The 18574-nt window shown below is 49.6% G+C and carries 17 protein-coding genes and 1 pseudogene; 5 read left to right on the plus strand and 13 right to left on the minus strand.

Features of this window, described 5'->3' with window-relative positions:
• Positions 1 to 4: 4 nt before the first annotated feature.
• The 8 genes from QUE65_RS07540 to QUE65_RS07575 all read right to left on the minus strand — a co-directional run bounded on the left by QUE65_RS07540 (position 5) and on the right by QUE65_RS07575 (position 7748).
• Positions 5 to 229: a hypothetical protein gene (locus QUE65_RS07540; RefSeq protein ID WP_286280403.1), complete on the minus strand. Its 225-nt coding sequence runs from the start codon at positions 227 to 229 to the stop codon at positions 5 to 7.
• Between the two features lie 30 nt (positions 230 to 259).
• Positions 260 to 409 carry a light-harvesting antenna LH1, beta subunit gene (pufB, locus tag QUE65_RS07545; protein WP_108508840.1) on the minus strand — a complete coding sequence of 50 codons (150 nt, stop codon included), beginning with the start codon at positions 407 to 409 and terminating at the stop codon, positions 260 to 262.
• A 111-nt stretch (positions 410 to 520) separates the two neighbouring features.
• A complete protein-coding gene (gene bchZ / locus QUE65_RS07550) occupies positions 521 to 1999 on the minus strand; it encodes a chlorophyllide a reductase subunit Z (protein WP_286280404.1) in 1479 nt (492 codons plus the stop codon).
• Positions 1999 to 3534: a chlorophyllide a reductase subunit Y gene (gene bchY / locus QUE65_RS07555; protein ID WP_286280406.1), complete on the minus strand. Its 1536-nt coding sequence runs from the start codon at positions 3532 to 3534 to the stop codon at positions 1999 to 2001. The genes bchZ and bchY overlap by 1 nt, the downstream gene beginning before the upstream one ends.
• A gap of 4 nt (positions 3535 to 3538) precedes the next feature.
• Positions 3539 to 4561 (minus strand): chlorophyllide a reductase iron protein subunit X, encoded by a 1023-nt coding sequence (locus tag QUE65_RS07560; RefSeq protein WP_215369561.1) that lies wholly within the window; start codon positions 4559 to 4561, stop codon positions 3539 to 3541.
• Positions 4558 to 5508, minus strand: a complete 951-nt coding sequence (bchC, locus tag QUE65_RS07565) for a chlorophyll synthesis pathway protein BchC (RefSeq protein ID WP_215369563.1) — start codon at positions 5506 to 5508, stop codon at positions 4558 to 4560. Before bchC ends, QUE65_RS07560 begins: the two co-directional genes overlap by 4 nt.
• A gap of 148 nt (positions 5509 to 5656) precedes the next feature.
• The gene (locus tag QUE65_RS07570; protein ID WP_286280407.1) at positions 5657 to 6841 is read right to left on the minus strand and encodes a methyltransferase; all 1185 of its coding nucleotides are present in this window, start codon (positions 6839 to 6841) and stop codon (positions 5657 to 5659) included.
• Positions 6828 to 7748, minus strand: a complete 921-nt coding sequence (locus tag QUE65_RS07575) for a polyprenyl synthetase family protein (protein ID WP_286280409.1) — start codon at positions 7746 to 7748, stop codon at positions 6828 to 6830. The genes QUE65_RS07570 and QUE65_RS07575 overlap by 14 nt, the downstream gene beginning before the upstream one ends.
• 132 nt (positions 7749 to 7880) lie before the next feature.
• On the opposite strand from QUE65_RS07575, the gene bchO reads away from it, so the two are divergent.
• Entirely contained in the window at positions 7881 to 8753 is an 873-nt protein-coding gene (bchO, locus tag QUE65_RS07580) for an alpha/beta fold hydrolase BchO (protein ID WP_286280410.1), read from the plus strand.
• A gap of 5 nt (positions 8754 to 8758) precedes the next feature.
• Here the strand turns inward: bchO and QUE65_RS07585 are convergent, their stop codons facing one another.
• Both QUE65_RS07585 and bchI read right to left on the minus strand, forming a co-directional pair.
• Complete coding sequence (locus QUE65_RS07585) at positions 8759 to 10546, minus strand: magnesium chelatase subunit D (RefSeq protein WP_286280411.1); 1788 nt, start codon at positions 10544 to 10546, stop codon at positions 8759 to 8761.
• A 3-nt stretch (positions 10547 to 10549) separates the two neighbouring features.
• On the minus strand, positions 10550 to 11569 hold the full coding sequence (gene bchI / locus QUE65_RS07590) for a magnesium chelatase ATPase subunit I (RefSeq protein WP_286280413.1): 1020 nt from the start codon (positions 11567 to 11569) through the stop codon (positions 10550 to 10552).
• A 95-nt stretch (positions 11570 to 11664) separates the two neighbouring features.
• On the opposite strand from bchI, the gene QUE65_RS07595 reads away from it, so the two are divergent.
• The 3 genes from QUE65_RS07595 to QUE65_RS07605 are packed head-to-tail and all read left to right on the plus strand — an operon-like array spanning position 11665 to position 13071.
• A complete protein-coding gene (locus QUE65_RS07595) occupies positions 11665 to 12123 on the plus strand; it encodes a phosphate-starvation-inducible protein PsiE (RefSeq protein ID WP_286280415.1) in 459 nt (152 codons plus the stop codon).
• Positions 12120 to 12854, plus strand: coding sequence for a class II aldolase/adducin family protein (locus QUE65_RS07600; RefSeq protein ID WP_286282494.1), 735 nt, complete (start codon positions 12120 to 12122; stop codon positions 12852 to 12854). The genes QUE65_RS07595 and QUE65_RS07600 overlap by 4 nt, the downstream gene beginning before the upstream one ends.
• 28 nt (positions 12855 to 12882) lie before the next feature.
• Entirely contained in the window at positions 12883 to 13071 is a 189-nt protein-coding gene (locus QUE65_RS07605) for a 4-oxalocrotonate tautomerase (protein ID WP_215369588.1), read from the plus strand.
• Positions 13072 to 13129: 58 nt separating this feature from the next.
• Here the strand turns inward: QUE65_RS07605 and QUE65_RS07610 are convergent, their stop codons facing one another.
• A complete protein-coding gene (locus tag QUE65_RS07610; RefSeq protein ID WP_286280419.1) occupies positions 13130 to 13306 on the minus strand; it encodes a helix-turn-helix domain-containing protein in 177 nt (58 codons plus the stop codon).
• Positions 13307 to 13392: 86 nt separating this feature from the next.
• Positions 13393 to 14364, minus strand: a complete 972-nt coding sequence (locus QUE65_RS07615) for a cobalamin B12-binding domain-containing protein (protein ID WP_286280421.1) — start codon at positions 14362 to 14364, stop codon at positions 13393 to 13395.
• Between the two features lie 243 nt (positions 14365 to 14607).
• Between QUE65_RS07615 and QUE65_RS07620 the strand changes: the two genes are divergently transcribed.
• Entirely contained in the window at positions 14608 to 18426 is a 3819-nt protein-coding gene (locus tag QUE65_RS07620; RefSeq protein ID WP_286280423.1) for a magnesium chelatase subunit H, read from the plus strand.
• Positions 18427 to 18448: 22 nt separating this feature from the next.
• Here QUE65_RS07620 and QUE65_RS10375 read toward each other — a convergent pair.
• Positions 18449 to 18571, minus strand: a pseudogene (locus QUE65_RS10375) (type II toxin-antitoxin system PemK/MazF family toxin); the annotation flags it as partial.
• Positions 18572 to 18574 lie beyond the last annotated feature (3 nt).

Below are 18574 nucleotides of genomic sequence, written 5' to 3' on the forward strand. Positions count from 1 at the left end.
TCTCCTAAGTTAAATACGACATAAAGCTATAAACCGCAGACCTTACGCCGTCGATCATTGACTTCTCTTCGGACCCTGGTAACCAGGATCTCCACTGACCTGGTAGGAACACAGTAAAGAGCGCGAGTACAAAACACACCACAAAACACAAGACAAAAATCATCTTGAACGTGATTGAATCGTTCTTCACGATCTCTTGTACCGAGTGGTTTAAATGGATATCTTTCATATCGTTACCTTTACGTTGTTACTTCCGATTTCAGTAGAACCAAGGACGCCAAGCCCACACGAGAATGTGAGCAATGACCGCTATTGCAGTAAACCCGACCAAACCTTGGACATAAAACTGGTGAAATTCTTTCGCCTCGTCGTCGGTAAGACCAGAAATAGAGCCTCTGTGATCACTCATTCGAGATCCCTCCTTCAAAATTAGCCTTTCGGCTAGCACCGCGCAAAGCCCGCGCGACAAGGGCATATGGCAGTGAACTGCCACATTGGGGATGGATGAAAGTAGTCATGCTCATACTTTCTCCAATATCGGGTTAGGTACTTTCTCTTGCACAATCTCTGGACAAGAAAGACGAACGCGCTCTGCGGTTACGCGCGCCTCTCCAGAGGATTCGGTATCGCGCTCGACGCGATCACGCAATTGCTTAGCAGCGGAGATTTGTACCAGCACAGGTTGCTTCTGAACGTAATTGGCGACCATGGTTTGGGCATCGCTATCCCACAAGAAAGCATTGGCCGCTTGACCTCTTGCTAAGGTCGAATCGACCTTATCCATTTCAGTACCCAGAGGCAAGATATGGAATAAAGCATCAAAGAGTCCATTACAAAACTCTTGGATTAAATAGGTTGCGCCGGCGTATCCCATAAATGGAGTACCGGTATGGCGTCGAATGATTGCCCCGGGAAACGATGCCGGGATATACATTCCCTTGCCACCCGCTTCGGCTAAATACATGCGTTCGTTGTAACTTCCAAAAAGGACTAAGGGAGCTTTCTCTTTGACTAACTTTCGAATTTCCTCGCTATCGGTTTTCTGACCAGGCTTGCGAGAAATGGCAAAGCTGCAGGGCAATCCCATCTCCTCACTCAAGAAGTGGGAGATCCCGCGCGTGTAGGTCTCGTTTGCAACGATCGCAAAGTTTGCTGTACCAAAAAAGTCTTGGGTCACCGAGCGCCATAGATCCCAAATCGGTTTAATCGTGGTGTGCTTCTCGCGCTCAATAAATGGCTCGGGATCAAGATCCAATAACTCGCCCAATTTACGCAAAAACTTAGTCGTGCTATGCAGACCAATGGGCGCCTGTAAATAGGGGCGATCTAGGGCTTCGCAGAGCATACGACCAAACTCACGGTACATGCAAATGTTGACATCGGCTTCGACTAAGCGGGATACATCGGCTAAATGGCTACCCAGTGGGAACACCATATTGATCTCGGCACCTATTCCTTGAACTAGGCGACGGATCTCCGCCAAATCGCTTGGCATATTAAACGTGCCATATGCAGGGCCAATAATATTGACGCGGGGCTTCTCCCCTTCTTTACGGGGTTTGCGTTGGGGTACATTCTTAATGCCATACTCCGACCACAACCAATACATGGCGCGGTTAGCGCACTGCCATTGGTCTTCATCAATCGTGCGCGGTAAGAAGCGAGCAATCGCAGTCCCTTCTGGAGTAACTCCGCCGCCAATCATCTCAGCAATTGATCCGGTCACAACCACCGCTGGCAAATCAGGATCCAAAGTAGCGTGCGCGCGTTTCATCGAACCTTCGGTGCCCTCACGACCTAATTGCTCTTCAGCCAATCCAGTAACCACGATCGGTAACTCATGCGGTGGCAGAGCATCGGTGTAATGCAATACCGATGTGACGGGTAAATTCTCACAGCCCACCGGACCATCGATCACCACTTGCAATCCTTTGATGGCCGTAAATACATATACGGCTCCCCAATAGCCGCCAGCACGATCGTGATCAATGACGTACATCAGATCATCTCCTCGGCTTTGCGTTTCTTAATGGCTTTTTCTAGCTTGCGACGCGTCTCAGCCTTAAACTCAGGACGATCTTTAGGTACCGCTTCCCAAACGCCCGCATTATGATTCGCACCCACTTCACCAAAGAAGGCCTTCATTTCATCAAAGCGCGCTTGATTGCCAATTGCGGCATTAATCACCTGCGCGAGCGATCCAGCTCCAGCCGGCCCCATCAAGGGACGTGCTGAAATTAAATTAGTGAAATAGAGACTGGGAATCGATGCCTGCTTCGCAGCTTGTACCACTGGCGTTGTGCCAATCGCCAAATCGGGTTGGTACTCGGCCATCGCCGCCAAATCCTGCTCAAGCGATGCACGAAACTGCACTTGTACGCCTTTGGCTTCCAACCACTCGCGATCGGCATCGCTCCAGGTGGTGCGTGGGCATGCGGATCCAACATAACGGACATCTGCACCGCTCTCAATCAGTAAGCGCGCTACTAAAAGTTCGGACCCCTCGTAACCGCTCAAGGTAATGCGACCTTTAATCGGGGTTGCGCCAAGAACAGCTTTAATTGCTGGCAAGATTTTATGTTTGGCGGCATTGATTCGGTCTTGCGGAGTATTGGTTGCTTTGCCAATTGCTTCTAACCATGCCGCAGTGCCTTCATATCCAACGGGGGCAGATCCAACGATAGGCCGACCTGCGGCTTCAAACTCCCGAATACTCGCTGTGTAAAACGGATGAATCGCTGCCACTGCTTTGCAATCGAGCGCTTGATACAGCTCGCGCCATTCACGGGTTGGTACTGTGGCGCCTACCGCAAGATCCATTGGCTCCAACATCGCACCAATCACTGCAGGATCGGCTGGGAATATCTCACCCAAAAGTGTGATGGTGGGCTTAGTTTGCACACCAGTACGCGGTGCTTGTACGGGACCCGCCATGATTTCGTGGCGAGCGTATTGCAACATGGCTCCAGCTAATACATCTTTAGCCTCAGCATGGGTTGGCACACCAAATCCAGGTACATCGATACCGATAATGCGTACGCCATTAATTTCTTTAGGAAGTAATTGCAGTGGCACACCACTGGCAGTCGGCACGCATAAATTAATGATGACAATCGCATCGTACTTATTGGGGTCGGCTTGTTCGTGCACCGAGTCCCGAATATCTTCAAATAATTTTCCAGTAACCAAGGTCTCGGAATTAAATGGCACATAACCCACGCTGCGTCGTGCACCATAAAAATGCGATGTGAACGTAAGACCGTATACGCAGCAGGCAGAGCCTGACAAAATCGTAGCGGTGCGGCGCATGCGCAAACCAACACGCAATGAACCAAAGGCTGGGCACATACTCTGTGGTTGATCGTGCGGACCCTTGGGATAGTCTTGCGCGTAGCGTTGTAACACCTCGCCCTTGCCCGATGATTTCGCCGCATCCATCATTTGCTTTTCACCCGCATGGCATCCCAATCCATCGCCTTTGGACGGATCGTTCACCAACTGCTCAGGCACGATCGGAATGATGGGCTTACTCATGAACTTAAACCTTGTCGTACACCACTTCAAGGGTTTTCTTCACAACCGCGTCTTTACCCATCATGTCAACATCGGTAGCAGGCTCAAGAACATAGTCGCGACCGGTAATGTCTGATGAGAAGAGTCCTAAGAGATCATCTTGGCTCAGTGGCTTTGGTCGCACCGGTGGCGCGCTCGCGACATTGGTCGCCAACTCTTCAAAGAGTGGGCCCCATTGCGTGCCTGGACGACCGATGATTTCATAGCTAGCACTTTTACGACGAATATCTTCGTGTGCAGGAATCGCAGCCAAGACTGGAATACCAACTTTTTCTGCAAATGCTTGGGCTTCGCCGGTGCTGTCATCTTTATTGATGACCATCCCTGCGACACCGACATTACCGCCCAACTTACGGAAATATTCCACAGCGGAGCAAACATTGTTCGCTACATAGAGGGATTGCAAATCATTGCTACCCACCACAATCACTTTTTGGCACATGTCGCGGGCAATGGGCAAACCAAAACCACCACACACCACATCGCCTAAGAAATCCAACAAGACGTAATCGAAACCCCAATCATGAAAACCCAACTTCTCCAGGGTCTCAAAGCCGTGGATGATGCCGCGCCCACCGCAACCGCGTCCTACTTCGGGGCCACCAAGCTCCATCGCAAATACGCCATCGCGTTTAAAGCACACATCACCAATCGAAACCGCATCCCCCGATAACTTTTTCTTCGAGGAGGTTTCAATAATGGTGGGGCATGCTTTTCCACCAAATAATAAGGAGGTGGTATCGCTCTTTGGATCGCAACCAATCAGCAATACCTTCTTACCTTGTTGCGCCATCATGTATGAAAGATTAGCGAGAGTAAAACTTTTCCCAATTCCGCCCTTGCCATAAATGGCAATAATTTGTGTTTCTTTGGTGACGGGTCCTTTGTGGACTGGATCCGGTTCCATGTCAGCCTCTTTTTTGAGATTGACAAATTGCACCGTTGCTTCGGCTGGCACACCTTCTAATTTTGCGGTTGCTGGACTCATTGCAAGGTTCTCCAATCAAGGACCATCTTTAAACAATCTTTATCGCTAAACGCTTGGCGATAGGCTTTATCCGCATGTGCTGGTGAGGCATGATGCGTAATCAATCCATCTAACGAGAGTCGTCCCGACTCAGCTAAATGTTTCACCGCTAATAAATCTTTAGGCTGCCACTGCGCCGCCACCCGAATGCGAGCCTCGCGCATAAATGCCTGAGGGAATGAGAAGGTCATTGGGGCATCATAAAAACCAGCCAGAACGATTTCACCGCCGGGCGCTAAACATGAAATCAAGGTATCGAGTAGCGCTGCGTCACCACTCACATCGACAATCGTTTTGTAATAGCGCTTTTGATCTGCTTTTGGGTCAATCACTTCGTATCCAATCGCACCTTTGCGACGATCGGTATCGGTTTCCCAAACCACTGGTGATTTGCCAGCAAGTACCGCTATGCGCGCAATGAGACGACCTAAAACACCGTGACCAATAATCAAATCAGGCTGTTGACTCCCTTCAGCGGATGTGACGTGATGCGCTGTCGCTGCTAAGGCAAACAAAACGGCTTCTGCGCCTAACTTGTTATCTACACCAATTACTCGACTCGCAGGCACAACTACGCGTGATGCCGCGCCACCAAAGAGGCCTTTCACATCACCGAAGCACCGCGCCCCAGGGACAAATACACGCTGACCGGGCTGATACCCAGACCGAATTCCTGCTTGATAAATTTTGCCAACCGACTCATAGCCCGGTACCAGCGGATAACCCATGCCCGGGAAGTGAGGCATGCGCCCACTCCAGAGAAGTTTTTCGGTGCCCGTACTAATTCCGCTCCATTCAATATCAACCACCACATCGGTTTCGGTAACGGGTGATAACTTCAACTCACTCAAGACAACGCTCTCGGGCTTCTCGAGCACGATGGCCTTTGCTTGATAGATTGTGTTCATAGTGTCATTTCTTATTTACATATTTTATGTGTAAATATTTATTTACATTACTCATTCTTAACCACTTTGGGGATAATTTATCTAGGGGTTTTTACTGATGACCCCCAGTATTTACAAGGCTTTTTGGGTGAAAAATAGCTTTTAGACTCTAAGCTACTGAAATCATTGGTTTTTTACAATGCAAGATCTGCGCATTCAAAGGGATAGCCGATGGTAGGAGCCGAACGGCCTCAAAACCGGCCTCCACCAGCATTTGGGTAATTTCTGCCTTGGAACGCGGTCTTCCCCGCCCCATTGCCAGTAAATAGAAGCCAAAATACGCATCGCCCATTGCCTCTTGACCCGGGGTATCTGCCATGGGCTCCGCCAAAATTAAGCTTGCACCCGGCTCTAAGGCATTGAAAACATTACGTAATAGGGTGTTGACCCGAGAGTCATCGTGATCAAAAATAACTCGGATGAGCGTAGCCACATCCGCACCCTTGGGTAACACCCCATCGAAAAAATTCCCCCCAATCGCCTCGATCTGATTGGATAAATGGGCTTGACTAATGTGAGTAGTTGCTAACTCAGCCACGCCCGGGAGATCAAAAATCGTGCACTTTAGATCTGGATAACGCTTTGCAAGTTGAGTGACAAATGCCCCCTGCCCGCCACCAATATCCAGTAAATGGCGATGCTTGGCAAACGAATAGGCATCGATCACTTCAGCAGTAACCAAAGGTTGGGTGTGCGCCATGAGCTTTGAATAGTTCGCAACGCGCTCAGCCGATAGGGATTCTGGTTTGGGATCGTGGGCGTGATTAATATAGGGCCAATACTCGGCCATCGCCGCTTTCCCAGAAATATCGCCACGTAACAGTGCCAACGGATCATGTAAATCGCGATAGAAATCGCCGTGGTGCACGATCATGTCAATGAGTGCTCGGTTACCAACTAATGGTGCACCCAGCATGCCAAGTGCATAGTGTTCATTCTCTCGTTTGGTAAGCAGACGAATCGCAACTGCGGCATCGAGCAAACGATTTACCCCAGCAGGCGGTAGTGCAATGCGCTCTTGCAATTGTGTTTTCGATAAAGCTCCGTTTGCGAGCAACTCAAAGAGATTGACTTTCACACACGCCAATAAGATTTGGGAATATACAAAACCTGCCATCACATCAAAAAGTGCAGAAGCCTGACGCCGCACAATCCAACGTGTCAATGGAAAGCGTGCAGCCCATCGTTGAAATCGTGCTGACGCAATAACGCTATTTCGCCAGTCGGCGAATACTTCACTTAGAGTTCGTTGACGGGTCTGCGTGTCGTTGGACACATGCTCAGATAGTGGCATGGTGATGCAGTGGTCGACTCGTATTCATAAACCATGCTTCCGGAATCAAGCGCTCGGCTTCTTTCGCTACTAAGGCGCGTAGCATCTTCTCGCCTTTGCAGCTTGGAATTGAATGAATTGCTTTGTAAACCAACTCATCAAAATGCTGAACCGCACCCACCAATCCCAAGTCTCGCGCAGAACTGGGTCGATCATGGGCTAGGTCTTGACCTTGTGGTTTACCCATCATCGATTGGTCAGCCAATACATCCCGAATATCATCGGCCACTTGATAGGCCTCGCCCAACCACTCCCCTAATGGTTTCCAAGTATCGGCATCCGCTCCTGCGGCTTGTGCGCCCGCTGCGGTTGCGGCTTCAAAGAGTGAGCCTGTTTTTTCTTTTTGGTATTGCGACAGTTGTACTTTTGATTCGCATTCCCAGGCTTGACCGGATACGATGCCATGCGGTGCCCCCACTGAAGCAGCGATCGTTTTTAGAAGTGGTGCGAGACGCAATGGTGAGCGCATACTGCACGAGGCAATGTACTGAAATGCCAACACAATCAGTGCATCGCCAGCAAGTACGGCAACGCGTTCACCAAATGCCGCATGCACTGATGGCTGGCCACGACGCACCATGGCATTATCAAAACAGGGTAAGTCATCGTGCACTAGTGATGCGCAATGCAAAAGTTCAATCGCGCCTGCCGCCGCAATCGATAAATCTGGGTCATCATCCCCGCAAGCTGCAGCAACCGCTAAACACAGTTGTGGCCGAATGCGCGCACCACCTGGGAAAACCGCATGGTGCAAGGCCCTTTGTAAATTTTGCGGGGCTGTCTTAGACTCTGCGATGGCAAGAGCTTGATGCAAGCCCGTTTCAATGCGCTGTTGCATTACGTGACTGGGGCTAATTTTTGAACTCATGACCGGCTTTCAGAGTTAATCGGGTCGTAATACGGGTGTAAAAAGTGTAAATATTTTTTTACACTTATTATGATGATGAATATAGACAGCTAATGCAACAGGGTCAATCAAACAAATCTAGGGAAAACCCTAATGAGCGCCATTAATCGCATTCCCTACGACTGGCCCAATCGCCAGATTAGCCGTTCAATCACTGTGGGTGATCTCACCTGGCATGTGCAAATCTCCGGTAAAGGGCCGGTGATTTTGTTATTGCACGGCACCGGCTCCTCGACACACTCCTGGGGGGAGCTCATGCCCTTACTCAATCAAGAAGCGCAGGTACTGAGCGTCGATTTACCCGGGCACGCCTTTACATTGGGGGCTTCGGTAGACTCTTTGCGACTTGAGCAGATAGCAAGCAATTTAATTGCGCTCATTAGCGAACTCAAAATGCCATGGCCAACTATGGTCGTTGGCCATTCCGCTGGCGCTCCCTTGGCGCTGGCCTTTGCCAACCAAGCACCCACCAAACCTCAGATCATCATTGGTCTTAATCCCTCGTTGATCCCGCCGCCGCCAAGCTATACCCAATTTTTTGGACCAATGCTTGGGCCAGTTACCAAATCGGCAACCCTCGCATCGATCCTGGCTAAGATTGCGCCGCTCTCAGGCATGACCGATCGTTTATTAGATTCCACCAACACCAATTTGCCAGAGACCAATCGCAACTACTATCGTCGCTTATTTCAATCACCTGAGCATGTCCGCGGCGCGATGAACTTTATGGCCTCGGCCAATATCGATCAAGTACTCAAAGCAGGTTCTGCCTTACCAAGTCAATTAATTTGGGTGATTGGTGAGAGCGACCAATGGGTGCCAGAAATCGGTCTCAAGAAAATCATCAGTCAATACTTTCCTAAATCAACGGTGATCTATTGGCCAGGCGGCCATATCATGCACGAGATCGAAACCGCAAAGACCGCTGATTTAATCTTAAGCGAACTGCGAACCATCAAGAAGTAATTGGTTTAGGTGTGTAGGACACCTAAGACCGCTTGCGAAAGCTCTTGAGCACGCGCATGCGGTAGCGGCAAATAGTAAGAGCCAATGAGTTGTGCAATCTGTTGTCCCTCCTCACGCGCTTGCGGGGAAGTGTCAATCCATAAACTTCGCACCTTCACTTGAGATGCTAGTTTTGCAGATTGCTCCGCATCGGCTTGCGCTTGGGTGCGCCCTGGCGTGCCATCACGCGCGATATTAGCTCGGCCATCGGTCAAAAACACTAAAGTGGGAGTCATCCCTTTTTTGAGCGACCCTTTTGCCAGTGCAAAGGCAGTATCAATCGCTTTGGCTAGTGGGGTCCCACCACCACCGGGCAGCGATGCTAAAGAACGTTTCGCTCTCACCAAGGAACGTGTTGGGCTTAACAAAAGTTCTGCTTCGCTTCCCCGAAAACTAACGAGTGCCACCTGATCGCGTCGTACATAGCACTCGGCAAGCAGTAACTCTACTGCGCCTTTTGCTTCAGCTAAGCGATTGATCGCTGCAGAGCCGGAGGCATCAACCACAAAGGTTGTGAGCGTTTGATTGCGTTGTCGATAGCGTTTAACCCGAAGATCATCCTTGCGAATGAGGATTTTTGTCTGAGACTGATTTTTACTACTCTTGAATTGAAGTTGCCGAATCCGTTGCCATGGCACGGCGGCGCGCAGGGTATCCATCAAACTTAGTCGTTGGCTGCCGGAGGGCATTCCAGGCTTTGAGCCCATGGGGCCACCGCGTTGACTACTGAATTGGCTAGCGCCTGCCTTGCCAGCAGAATGATTTTTTTGTCGTACCAACGCGAGTTGAGTGAGTCGATCAAGTAACTCGCGCGGGATCGCTGCTTGCGCCGCTTCCAATACCTGATCTTCTAAAACATCAGTCTCGTGATTCGGGGATTGGGTCTCCTCTGAATTAGCTTCCTCGTTTTGTTCAGGAGTTGGTTCATCCTCAACTTGAGTCTCATCGGCCATATCAGGTATTTGTGTTGCTCTGGGTAGCAATACCAAGGTCACCGCGCGCTCAAGATGCTCTTGACTGGGCTCATCCTGCTGCCAATCAAAATCAATTGCAGCCAAGTGCCGTGCAGTGCGCACCGTAAATTGCACAGCGCGTAAGGACTCAATGCCCAACTGCGCTGCTATTCCAATCAGTGCCGCATATTGCTCATCACGGAGGGTAATTTGCTCAACCCGATCTTTAATTCCGACCGGATCCAAATCCAAAAACTCTGCATCGAGTTTGGTGTCGGGTAGGTCATGCCAAGCCAGCGAGTCTAAATCAAGATAAAAGGCGCAGCGCTCCATTAATTTTGGATTGACAACTTCATCGTCTTCAATGCTTTCGTCAAGCGCGATCACCCCCATCGCGCATGCAATCCGCTCTCCATGACCATCACGCTCAACCTGAATGCTGCCATGATCTAAAGCGGCAGCAATCCGTGCTACCGTCCCCGCTTCCAAACGTTCGGCCATCGGCAGAATCACAAGATTGTGATCGCAATGACTTAAGAGTCCTGGTCGAAAGACCGGCTTACCCGAGATGATGGTGGCCTCAATATCCAAACCACCAAGTAGGTTCTCATCAGAAATGCCACTGGGAATCTTACGCAATGGTGTTACTAAACCATGATGACGCGCAAGCTGTTCGAGCGCTTGCATCCAACGTTCACGGACAGGTCCAGACCGTGCATGAACAATTACTCCACCAAACTCATGGGGAGCGAGTGCAATAAGCTGTGCAACGTGGAGACACGTTAACCAGTAAGGGTTCATGCCTTAGGCAAACAACTCATCGAGTGCCCGTTGCACGCGGGTCGCTGAACTCGATTCATCCAGTGGGTTACGACGCAAACGATGCTGTAGGGCTGGCACCGCGATCCGTCTGAGATGATCGCGCGTTACTTTATTTTTTCCATCAAGCGCGGCAACTGCCCGCGAGGCTCGTAAAAGTGTAAGTTCACCACGCAGACCGTCGGTACCAAGGTGAGCACAAAGCGTACTCGCATCACGAAGTAATTTGTCATCAACTTTGACGCTTGCGAGTTTCTTACGAGCACTTGCCATCGTCTCCCGAATCTTTGCGTCCTCCTTGTCCCAAATCTTCATGAATGCATCGGGATTACGCTCAAATGCGTCACGGCGTTTGATGATTTCAATGCGACTAGTCATATCGGTCGGCGTTTTCACTTCAACGGCAAGACCAAAACGATCCAAAAGTTGTGGGCGTAACTCACCCTCCTCGGGGTTACCGCTACCTACCAATACAAAACGGGCTGGATGGCGCACACTCAACCCCTCACGTTCGACCACATTCTGTCCCGATGCAGCGACATCAATTAATAAATCAACAAGATGATCATCCAAAAGATTAACCTCATCGATATACAAAAACCCGCGGTTGGCTTTGGCCAATAAACCAGGTTCAAAGGCCTTCTCGCCAAGCGTTAAGGCTTTTTCAATATCCAAGGCCCCTAGCACTCGATCCTCGGTTGCCCCCAAGGGTAGATCAACCACGGGCACGGGGCGAAGCTCAGTCTTGACTTTAGTTTTAGCTCCTGAACTGCAAATGGCACACAAGCTCGCCATAGCTTTGGGATCACATCCATACGCACAGTCTTTTACAACGGTCATGCTTGGCAAGAGCGCTGCTAAACCACGAACTGCGGTTGACTTACCCGTACCACGATCCCCCATCACCAAGACCCCACCGATGCTGGGCTCTAATGCGGCCGCCAAAATAGCCAGTTTCATATCATCTTGGCCAACTATGGCTGAAAAGGGGTAATTACGGGTCATGCAACCGCTCCTTGAATGAACTTTATCGGTTTGTCGCTAATTTAAGGTTAAATATAAGGCATCTAACGGGCAATTAGCCCAATTGAGGAAAAACGATGAACGACAACAACCCAAAAGAGATAAAAAACATTGAGCATCGGATTGAGTCCTGGCTCATTCCGACTGGTAATCTCTTTGTTTCCTTATTTCATCGAATTGCCCTGTTTGCAATCGGAGCGGCTACGGTTTGGGCAGCCGGGATGAGTTTCTTTGAAATGATGCAAAAGCCCTATGCTTCGGTCCAAGATTTACTTCTTCTCTTTATTTATTTAGAAATTGGTGCGATGGTCGGAATTTACTTTAAGACCAATCACATGCCTGTACGTTTCTTAATCTACATTGCCATCACCGCGGTGACCCGTCTCATCATTGATCTGGTCGGCACGAAGCATGAAGCGGATATGGGGATCTTGCTCATGGGCCTAACCATTTTGGTCTTAGCGCTCGCCAATGCACTGGTTCGCTATGCGTCCAATAAGTTTCCGAGTAAGCCCGATCAACACGGCGGAGAATAAATGTGAGTCCTGCTGAGCGGCAAACGCGAGTTGATTTAGCGGCCTGCTACCGCTTATGTGCGTTTGAAGCTTGGGATGATCTCATTTATACGCACATCTCAGCGACCGTTCCGGGGGAACCCAATCATTACCTCATCAATCCTTTTGGCTATCAGTTTGATGAAATCACCGCATCCAATTTAGTGAAGGTCAATACCAAGGGTGAAATTGTGGATTCCAACTCACGCTACCGCGTCAATCCCACCGGCTTTGCGATTCATGGGGCAGTGCATCGCGCCCGCCCTGATGCGAACTGCGTCATGCATCTGCATAACACTGCTGGGATTGCGGTATCCGCTCAAGAAAATGGATTATTGCCGCTCTCGCAACATGCCATGCGCTTTATGGGGCATTTGGCGTATCACGATTATGAAGGTGTTGCATTGACCGAGTCCGAAGGAAAACGTTTGACCGAATCCCTTGGTAAGCACCCTGCCATGCTTTTACGCAATCACGGCACACTCACTGTGGGTCGCACCATCGGTGAAGCGTATGTGGTCATGGCCACTCTGATCAAAGCCTGCGAAATCCAAATTGCGGCGCTCTCAAGCGATCAACTGCATCTACCCAAGCAGAGTGTGATCCAGAAAGCAGCAGATGAATTGCATGATCAAGGCGCAGAAGAAGGATTATTGGAGTGGCCAGCTCTGCTGCGTATGCTAGACCGCTTTGATGAGAGCTATAAAGATTAACGACTTAATAACCAATCAAGGAGCATCGATGCCAACATTCAATGTACAACTATTTGAGGGACGAACCGTTGAACAAAAACGAAAATTTGTTGCCGAGGTAACCCGGGTCACCTGCGAAACCTTGGGATGCAGCCCCGGATCGGTGGACATCATCATCACCGATGTCAAAAAAGAAGATTGGGCTACCGGTGGGAAGCTATGGTGTGATGCAGATTAAGCATGAACCGCAATACGTAAACCAAGCGTTTCGCGCGTGAGACCGCTAGACTGCGAAATTACCGCATACCCTTTGCGCGAGCAATATGTCCAAGGGCAGCAGCTAACTCCGCATCATCGCCCTCATTAATTACTTGATTTAAATACTCTGTGATTGCACTTTTACTTTTTAGTAATCGGGCAATATCGAATTCACGAATATCTTGCTGTTTGTTCTTAGAATTTTTCTTCATCATATTTGCAATCGCCCACTATAGTAATCGAGTAAATCTGAGGAAGCTACTCCATAAGATGCTTAGGGGATTACTTTTAGAACTTTTACCTAGTGGTGTTGATTTTTGTCTAGGAAGAACTCCGCTTGCGCAAGCGCTTCTTCCGCATCGAGTCCTACAATGTCGGCTGCAATCCCTTCTCTTAGTTCAGGGCGGGCGATGAATATTGGACCGCCAACCATTACACCAATCTTTGGATTTAATGATTCTTCTTTCAGCAATTGAATGAATCGTTTAAGGGCAGGTATCTGATCTTCGGTGCTTACCGATAAACCAACCAGGTCAAAGAATTGGGTTTTGATCGCCACAATAATTTCACCTTCACTCGCAGCTAATTCGCCCCACACCTTCCAGCCGCCTCGCCTGAAAAACTCAGAAACAATAAATAATCCAAGCGTGTGCTGCGATCCGGGTAACGGTACCAGCATTGCATGCGGCGCCTTTTCATCGGTTCTGGCAAATTCCTGAAATAGTGGGCTGAAGTCATAAATTAATTGTTTGATGCGCCACATTGCGGTTGTGACTTGTGTAAATGTAGCGCGATCCTCTTCCCACATCACGCCTAAACGTCTTGCGACTGGTGCGAGTAAGCGAAGATAGATTTCATCAAGTGGCACGCCCTGCTCGTAGAGATCCTGCACGAACTTGGCTGCTTTACTAGCATCATCACGCAATACCAGTTGTGTTAGCTCATGAACGCGGCTCTCGTCATTGAGCCGAATGCTCATCACCGGGGAACGATTGGCTTCTGGCGAGTGCGAGTGGCTAACGAGTAGGCGGGGAATGACATTGGTCTCAATCGTTTGCATGAGCCAATCCAAATGCTCATCTGGACCCGCATTGATACGCAGTGGTCGGTTACCAATATCATTGGCGATTTTAGAAATGCGCAAGGAGTTCTCGTCGTGATCCTCTTGGACACAACTCTCCCACTCGGAACCCTTAGGTCTCTTTCTTTGATTGCCCTCATCACCTGAAAATAACTTTTCTTTGATGAGACTGGCATAACGCCATAAAGCCATGCACACTCCGATTTTCTTCTGTGGCGCTTCAGGCTTGCCCTGCTGTACTAAAAATCAGGCCTACTTTTGCGTCGATTGGTTGTGTGTCATTTATAGATCGTTCGGCCATTTATCTCCATGAATGATTACTTTTAAGGGTTAACCCTAGTTTTAATCACTAATACAGGTATAAGTGTCAATAAAAGTTGACACATTTGGCACAATTCAATATAAAAAGAGGAGTCCCACCCGAGTTAGGCAGCTATGGCCGTTCAATCCAAGTCCAAGAAGGAAGCCGTTCCCATTCGTTTGGTATTGGTGACCATGGACACGCACTTAAATAGTGCGGCAAGACGCGCCCAATTTCAGTTGCAACGGGTCATCCCCGGTTTGTCATTGCAAATCCATGCCGCGAGTGAATTTACTGGCAATCCAGAACTCATTGAGAAGGCGGTGCAGGATATTGCCCGGGGCGACATTGTGCTGGCGACGATGTTGTTTATGGAGGACCATTACCTTCCAGTGTTTGAAGCCTTAAAAGCCAAGCGTGATCATTGCGATGCGATGGTGTGCGCAATGTCAGCCGGTGACGTGGTTAAGCTCACCAAAATTGGTAAGCTCGATATGAGTAAGCCAGCCAGCGGGCCAATGGCGATCCTCAAAAAACTACGTCCCAAACCCAAGACCGAGGGCGAGAAACAAACCAGTTCGGGCGCAAAACAAATGAAAGTGTTGCGACTCATTCCACAAATCTTGCGATGGATTCCGGGAACGGCGCAGGATGTGCGGGTGTACTTCTTAACTTTGCAATATTGGTTAGGCGGTTCCGAAGAAAATTTATTTAATCTATTTAGCTATCTCATTAATCGTTATGCAGCGGGTCCGCGCGAAGCCTTACAGGGTTTAGCGAAACCAACCGATCCAGTGGAGTATCCCGATCTCGGTGTCTACCACCCGCGCATGAAAAATCGCTTGAGTGAAAAGCTCTCGGATCTACCAAAGGTAATTCCGGATAGTAAGCGCCGTGGTCGCGTTGGTCTCTTATTGTTGCGCTCCTACTTAGTCTCAGGCAATAGCGGTCACTATGATCCCGTCATTGCCGCACTCGAGGCCCATGGTTTGCAAGTGGTGCCAGCCTTTGCAGCAGGACTTGATGCGCGGCCCGCGATTGATACTTACTTCATTAAAAATAATGAGGTAACCGTGGATGCAGTGATTTCACTGACCGGCTTCTCATTGGTTGGCGGCCCTGCATATAACGATGCCAAAGCAGCTGAAGAGGTACTCGCCAAGCTTGATGTGCCTTATATTGCTGCACACCCAGTTGAGTTTCAGACACTGACGCAGTGGGGTGGTTCCGATCGTGGTTTGATGCCGGTGGAGAGCACCATCATGGTGGCGATCCCTGAGCTAGATGGTGCGACCCAACCCATGGTGTATGGCGGTCGGCCTGGAGCTGCAGGTACGACGTGCACGGGTTGCCATCAACGTTGCACCTTTACCGAAGACCACAACCCGCAAGACATGTTCACGTGCGTCGAGCGCACTGCAATGCTAGCTTCGCGCACTGCTAAGTTGGTGGATCTACGGAACTCCGATAAAGCCAATCGCAAAGTGGGTCTGGTGATTTTTAATTTCCCACCCAATGCCGGCCACACCGGCACTGCCGCCTACCTTAACGTCTTTGAGTCGTTGCACCAAACCATGTTAGGACTCAAGGCCGATGGTTACACTCTAACCGTACCAGACACTCCTGAGGCCTTACGTAAAGAAATTATCGAAGGCAATGCCCAACAATATGGAGCGGAAGCCAATGTGCACGCCATCATTAGTGCTGACGAACATGTAAAGCGTGAGCGTTGGTTAAGTGAGATCGAAGCGCAATGGGGCCCAGCTCCAGGAAAGCAATGGAGCAATGGCTCGGGTATTTTTATATTGGGCAAGCAATACGGCAACGTCTTGGTGACCGTGCAACCCGGATTTGGATTTGAGGGAGATCCGATGCGTCTCCTCTTTGAAAAAGGCTTTGCTCCTACACACGCGTTCTCAGCGTTTTATCGCTACTTGCGTGAAGATTTTTCCGCCAATGCGGTGTTGCATTTTGGTACCCACGGCGCCCTTGAGTTTATGCCCGGTAAGCAAGCGGGCATGAGCGGCTCATGCTGGCCTGATCGCTTAATTAGCGATCTACCCAACTTTTATCTCTATGCATCCAATAATCCTTCAGAAGGTGCGCTTGCTAAACGACGCGCGGGTGCAACGCTGATCAGTTACCTTACGCCACCCGTCACGCAAGCGGGGATTTATGCGGGACTGGCCGATCTTAAAACCTCGATTGAGCGCTGGCGTGGTCTCTCGCCCGAGCAACGTGGCGAAGAGGAAGATCATGATTTAGCGGCTTTGATTCAAGCGCAAGCCGCACAAATGGATTTATGTAAGGCAGAACCCTTGTGGGATGTGCACGATGCAGACGATATCCAACAGCGCGTTACCAAACTGTATGAGCAGATTTTAGAATTAGAGTACACCTTAATTCCGCATGGGATGCATGTCGTTGGCTCTACACCCAGTGAGTCCGAGCGGGTGGATTTACTCAGTGCAATGGCGATTGGTTCCTTTAGTCAAACCTTACCCAATTCAGCCATTACGCAATTAGTGCAAGGTAAATCGATCCAAACAATCGTTAATAAAAATGTGGATTTGCAAGAATTTGCTCGAGAAGAAGCGATTGCGATTTTAGAAAAACTTCAACACTGGGATCAGCAAATTCAAGAAGAAACGGAGATACCCAGTATTTTGAAGGCGCTTGATGGTCGCTTTATTCGCCCTGCACCCGGTGGCGATGTCATGCGTAACCCGGAGGTCTTGCCCTCTGGTCGCAATCTACATGGCTTTGATCCCTTCCGAATTCCGAGTGCGTTTGCAGTAAAGGATGGGGCTAAGCAAGCACAGAAGATTTTGCAGCGGCACATCGACGATGCCAAAGCCCTTCCCGAGTCGATTGCTCTCGTTTTATGGGGGAGCGATAACCTCAAATCCGAAGGTGGGCAAATTGGCCAAGCGCTTGCGCTTTTAGGCGCACTACCGCGCTTTGATGGCTACGGACGACTTGCGGGCGCCACTCTGATTCCACTTGCAGAACTCGGGCGCCCACGCATTGATGTAGTAATCACGCTTTCCGGGATCTTTCGTGATTTGATGCCCCTGCAAATCAAACTTCTTGCTGAAGCGGCGTACCTTGCTGCTGCTGCCGATGAGCCCATCGAGCAAAACTTTGTTCGCAAACACGCACTCGCTTATATGAATGAGCATGGTTGTGATCTCGAGACGGCGGCATTACGAGTCTATGGCAATGCCGATGGCACCTACGGTGCTAACGTCAATCATTTGGTCGAGCACAGCGTGTGGGATGAGGACGATGAACTTGCGGAGACCTATATGCGCCGTAAGGGTTTTGCGTATGGCAAATCGGGTAAACCGGTTTGCAATAACGCGCTCTTAAAGAGCGTCTTGGCTGACGTCAGTATGAGTTATCAGAACTTAGAGTCGATGGAACTCGGGGTGACTACTATCGATAACTACTTTGATACCTTAGGCGGTATTACCAAGGCTGTGAAACGTGCCAAGGGTGGTGAAGAAATTCCGGTGTACATCGGCGATCAAACTCAAGGCGAAGGTGTGGTGCGCACCCTCTCAGAACAAGTGTCACTCGAGACTCGGACGCGCATGCTCAATCCCAAGTGGTTTGAGGGAATGTTAAAACACGGTTACGAGGGTGTAAGACAGATTGAGGTTCATATCACCAACACCATGGGCTGGTCAGCAACAACCGGGCAAGTGCAGCCCTGGGTCTATAAACAACTCACGCAGACCTTTATTCTGGATCCAAAGATGCGGGAGCGCTTAGCGCAATTGAATCCCACCGCTTCTGCACGTATGGCGAACCGTCTCATGGAAGCCTCAAATCGGAACTATTGGCAACCCGATGATGAAATGCGCGCCGCCATGAAACAAGCCAGTGAAGAACTCGAAGATCGTCTTGAGGGGGTCTTTGAAAACCCTGCCATGCAGCGCGCTGGTTAGGCAAACCCCAAAATATTGCTAGTGCACGATTAATCGCTAGCATTTCTTCATCAGAAGCACGCCCAATTTCTCCGCCAATCTTATCAACTGGAATGGTCTGAATTTTATCGATCATCACCTCTGAACGTTTCTCTAAACCATTCATTCA

The organism is Polynucleobacter sp. HIN8, from assembly GCF_030297615.1.
GTDB lineage: Bacteria > Pseudomonadota > Gammaproteobacteria > Burkholderiales > Burkholderiaceae > Polynucleobacter.

What these genes read in the sequence shown, in the direction of transcription:
- QUE65_RS07540 (WP_286280403.1), bottom strand. Translation starts at nt 229, where the DNA reads ATGAAAGATATCCATTTAAACCACTCGGTACAAGAGATCGTGAAGAAC.
- pufB (WP_108508840.1), bottom strand. Translation starts at nt 409, where the DNA reads ATGAGTGATCACAGAGGCTCTATTTCTGGTCTTACCGACGACGAGGCG.
- bchZ (WP_286280404.1), bottom strand. Translation starts at nt 1,999, where the DNA reads ATGTACGTCATTGATCACGATCGTGCTGGCGGCTATTGGGGAGCCGTA.
- bchY (WP_286280406.1), bottom strand. Translation starts at nt 3,534, where the DNA reads ATGAGTAAGCCCATCATTCCGATCGTGCCTGAGCAGTTGGTGAACGAT.
- QUE65_RS07560 (WP_215369561.1), bottom strand. Translation starts at nt 4,561, where the DNA reads ATGAGTCCAGCAACCGCAAAATTAGAAGGTGTGCCAGCCGAAGCAACG.
- bchC (WP_215369563.1), bottom strand. Translation starts at nt 5,508, where the DNA reads ATGAACACAATCTATCAAGCAAAGGCCATCGTGCTCGAGAAGCCCGAG.
- QUE65_RS07570 (WP_286280407.1), bottom strand. Translation starts at nt 6,841, where the DNA reads ATGCCACTATCTGAGCATGTGTCCAACGACACGCAGACCCGTCAACGA.
- QUE65_RS07575 (WP_286280409.1), bottom strand. Translation starts at nt 7,748, where the DNA reads ATGAGTTCAAAAATTAGCCCCAGTCACGTAATGCAACAGCGCATTGAA.
- bchO (WP_286280410.1), top strand. Translation starts at nt 7,881, where the DNA reads ATGAGCGCCATTAATCGCATTCCCTACGACTGGCCCAATCGCCAGATT.
- QUE65_RS07585 (WP_286280411.1), bottom strand. Translation starts at nt 10,546, where the DNA reads ATGAACCCTTACTGGTTAACGTGTCTCCACGTTGCACAGCTTATTGCA.
- bchI (WP_286280413.1), bottom strand. Translation starts at nt 11,569, where the DNA reads ATGACCCGTAATTACCCCTTTTCAGCCATAGTTGGCCAAGATGATATG.
- QUE65_RS07595 (WP_286280415.1), top strand. Translation starts at nt 11,665, where the DNA reads ATGAACGACAACAACCCAAAAGAGATAAAAAACATTGAGCATCGGATT.
- QUE65_RS07605 (WP_215369588.1), top strand. Translation starts at nt 12,883, where the DNA reads ATGCCAACATTCAATGTACAACTATTTGAGGGACGAACCGTTGAACAA.
- QUE65_RS07610 (WP_286280419.1), bottom strand. Translation starts at nt 13,306, where the DNA reads ATGATGAAGAAAAATTCTAAGAACAAACAGCAAGATATTCGTGAATTC.
- QUE65_RS07615 (WP_286280421.1), bottom strand. Translation starts at nt 14,364, where the DNA reads ATGGCTTTATGGCGTTATGCCAGTCTCATCAAAGAAAAGTTATTTTCA.
- QUE65_RS07620 (WP_286280423.1), top strand. Translation starts at nt 14,608, where the DNA reads ATGGCCGTTCAATCCAAGTCCAAGAAGGAAGCCGTTCCCATTCGTTTG.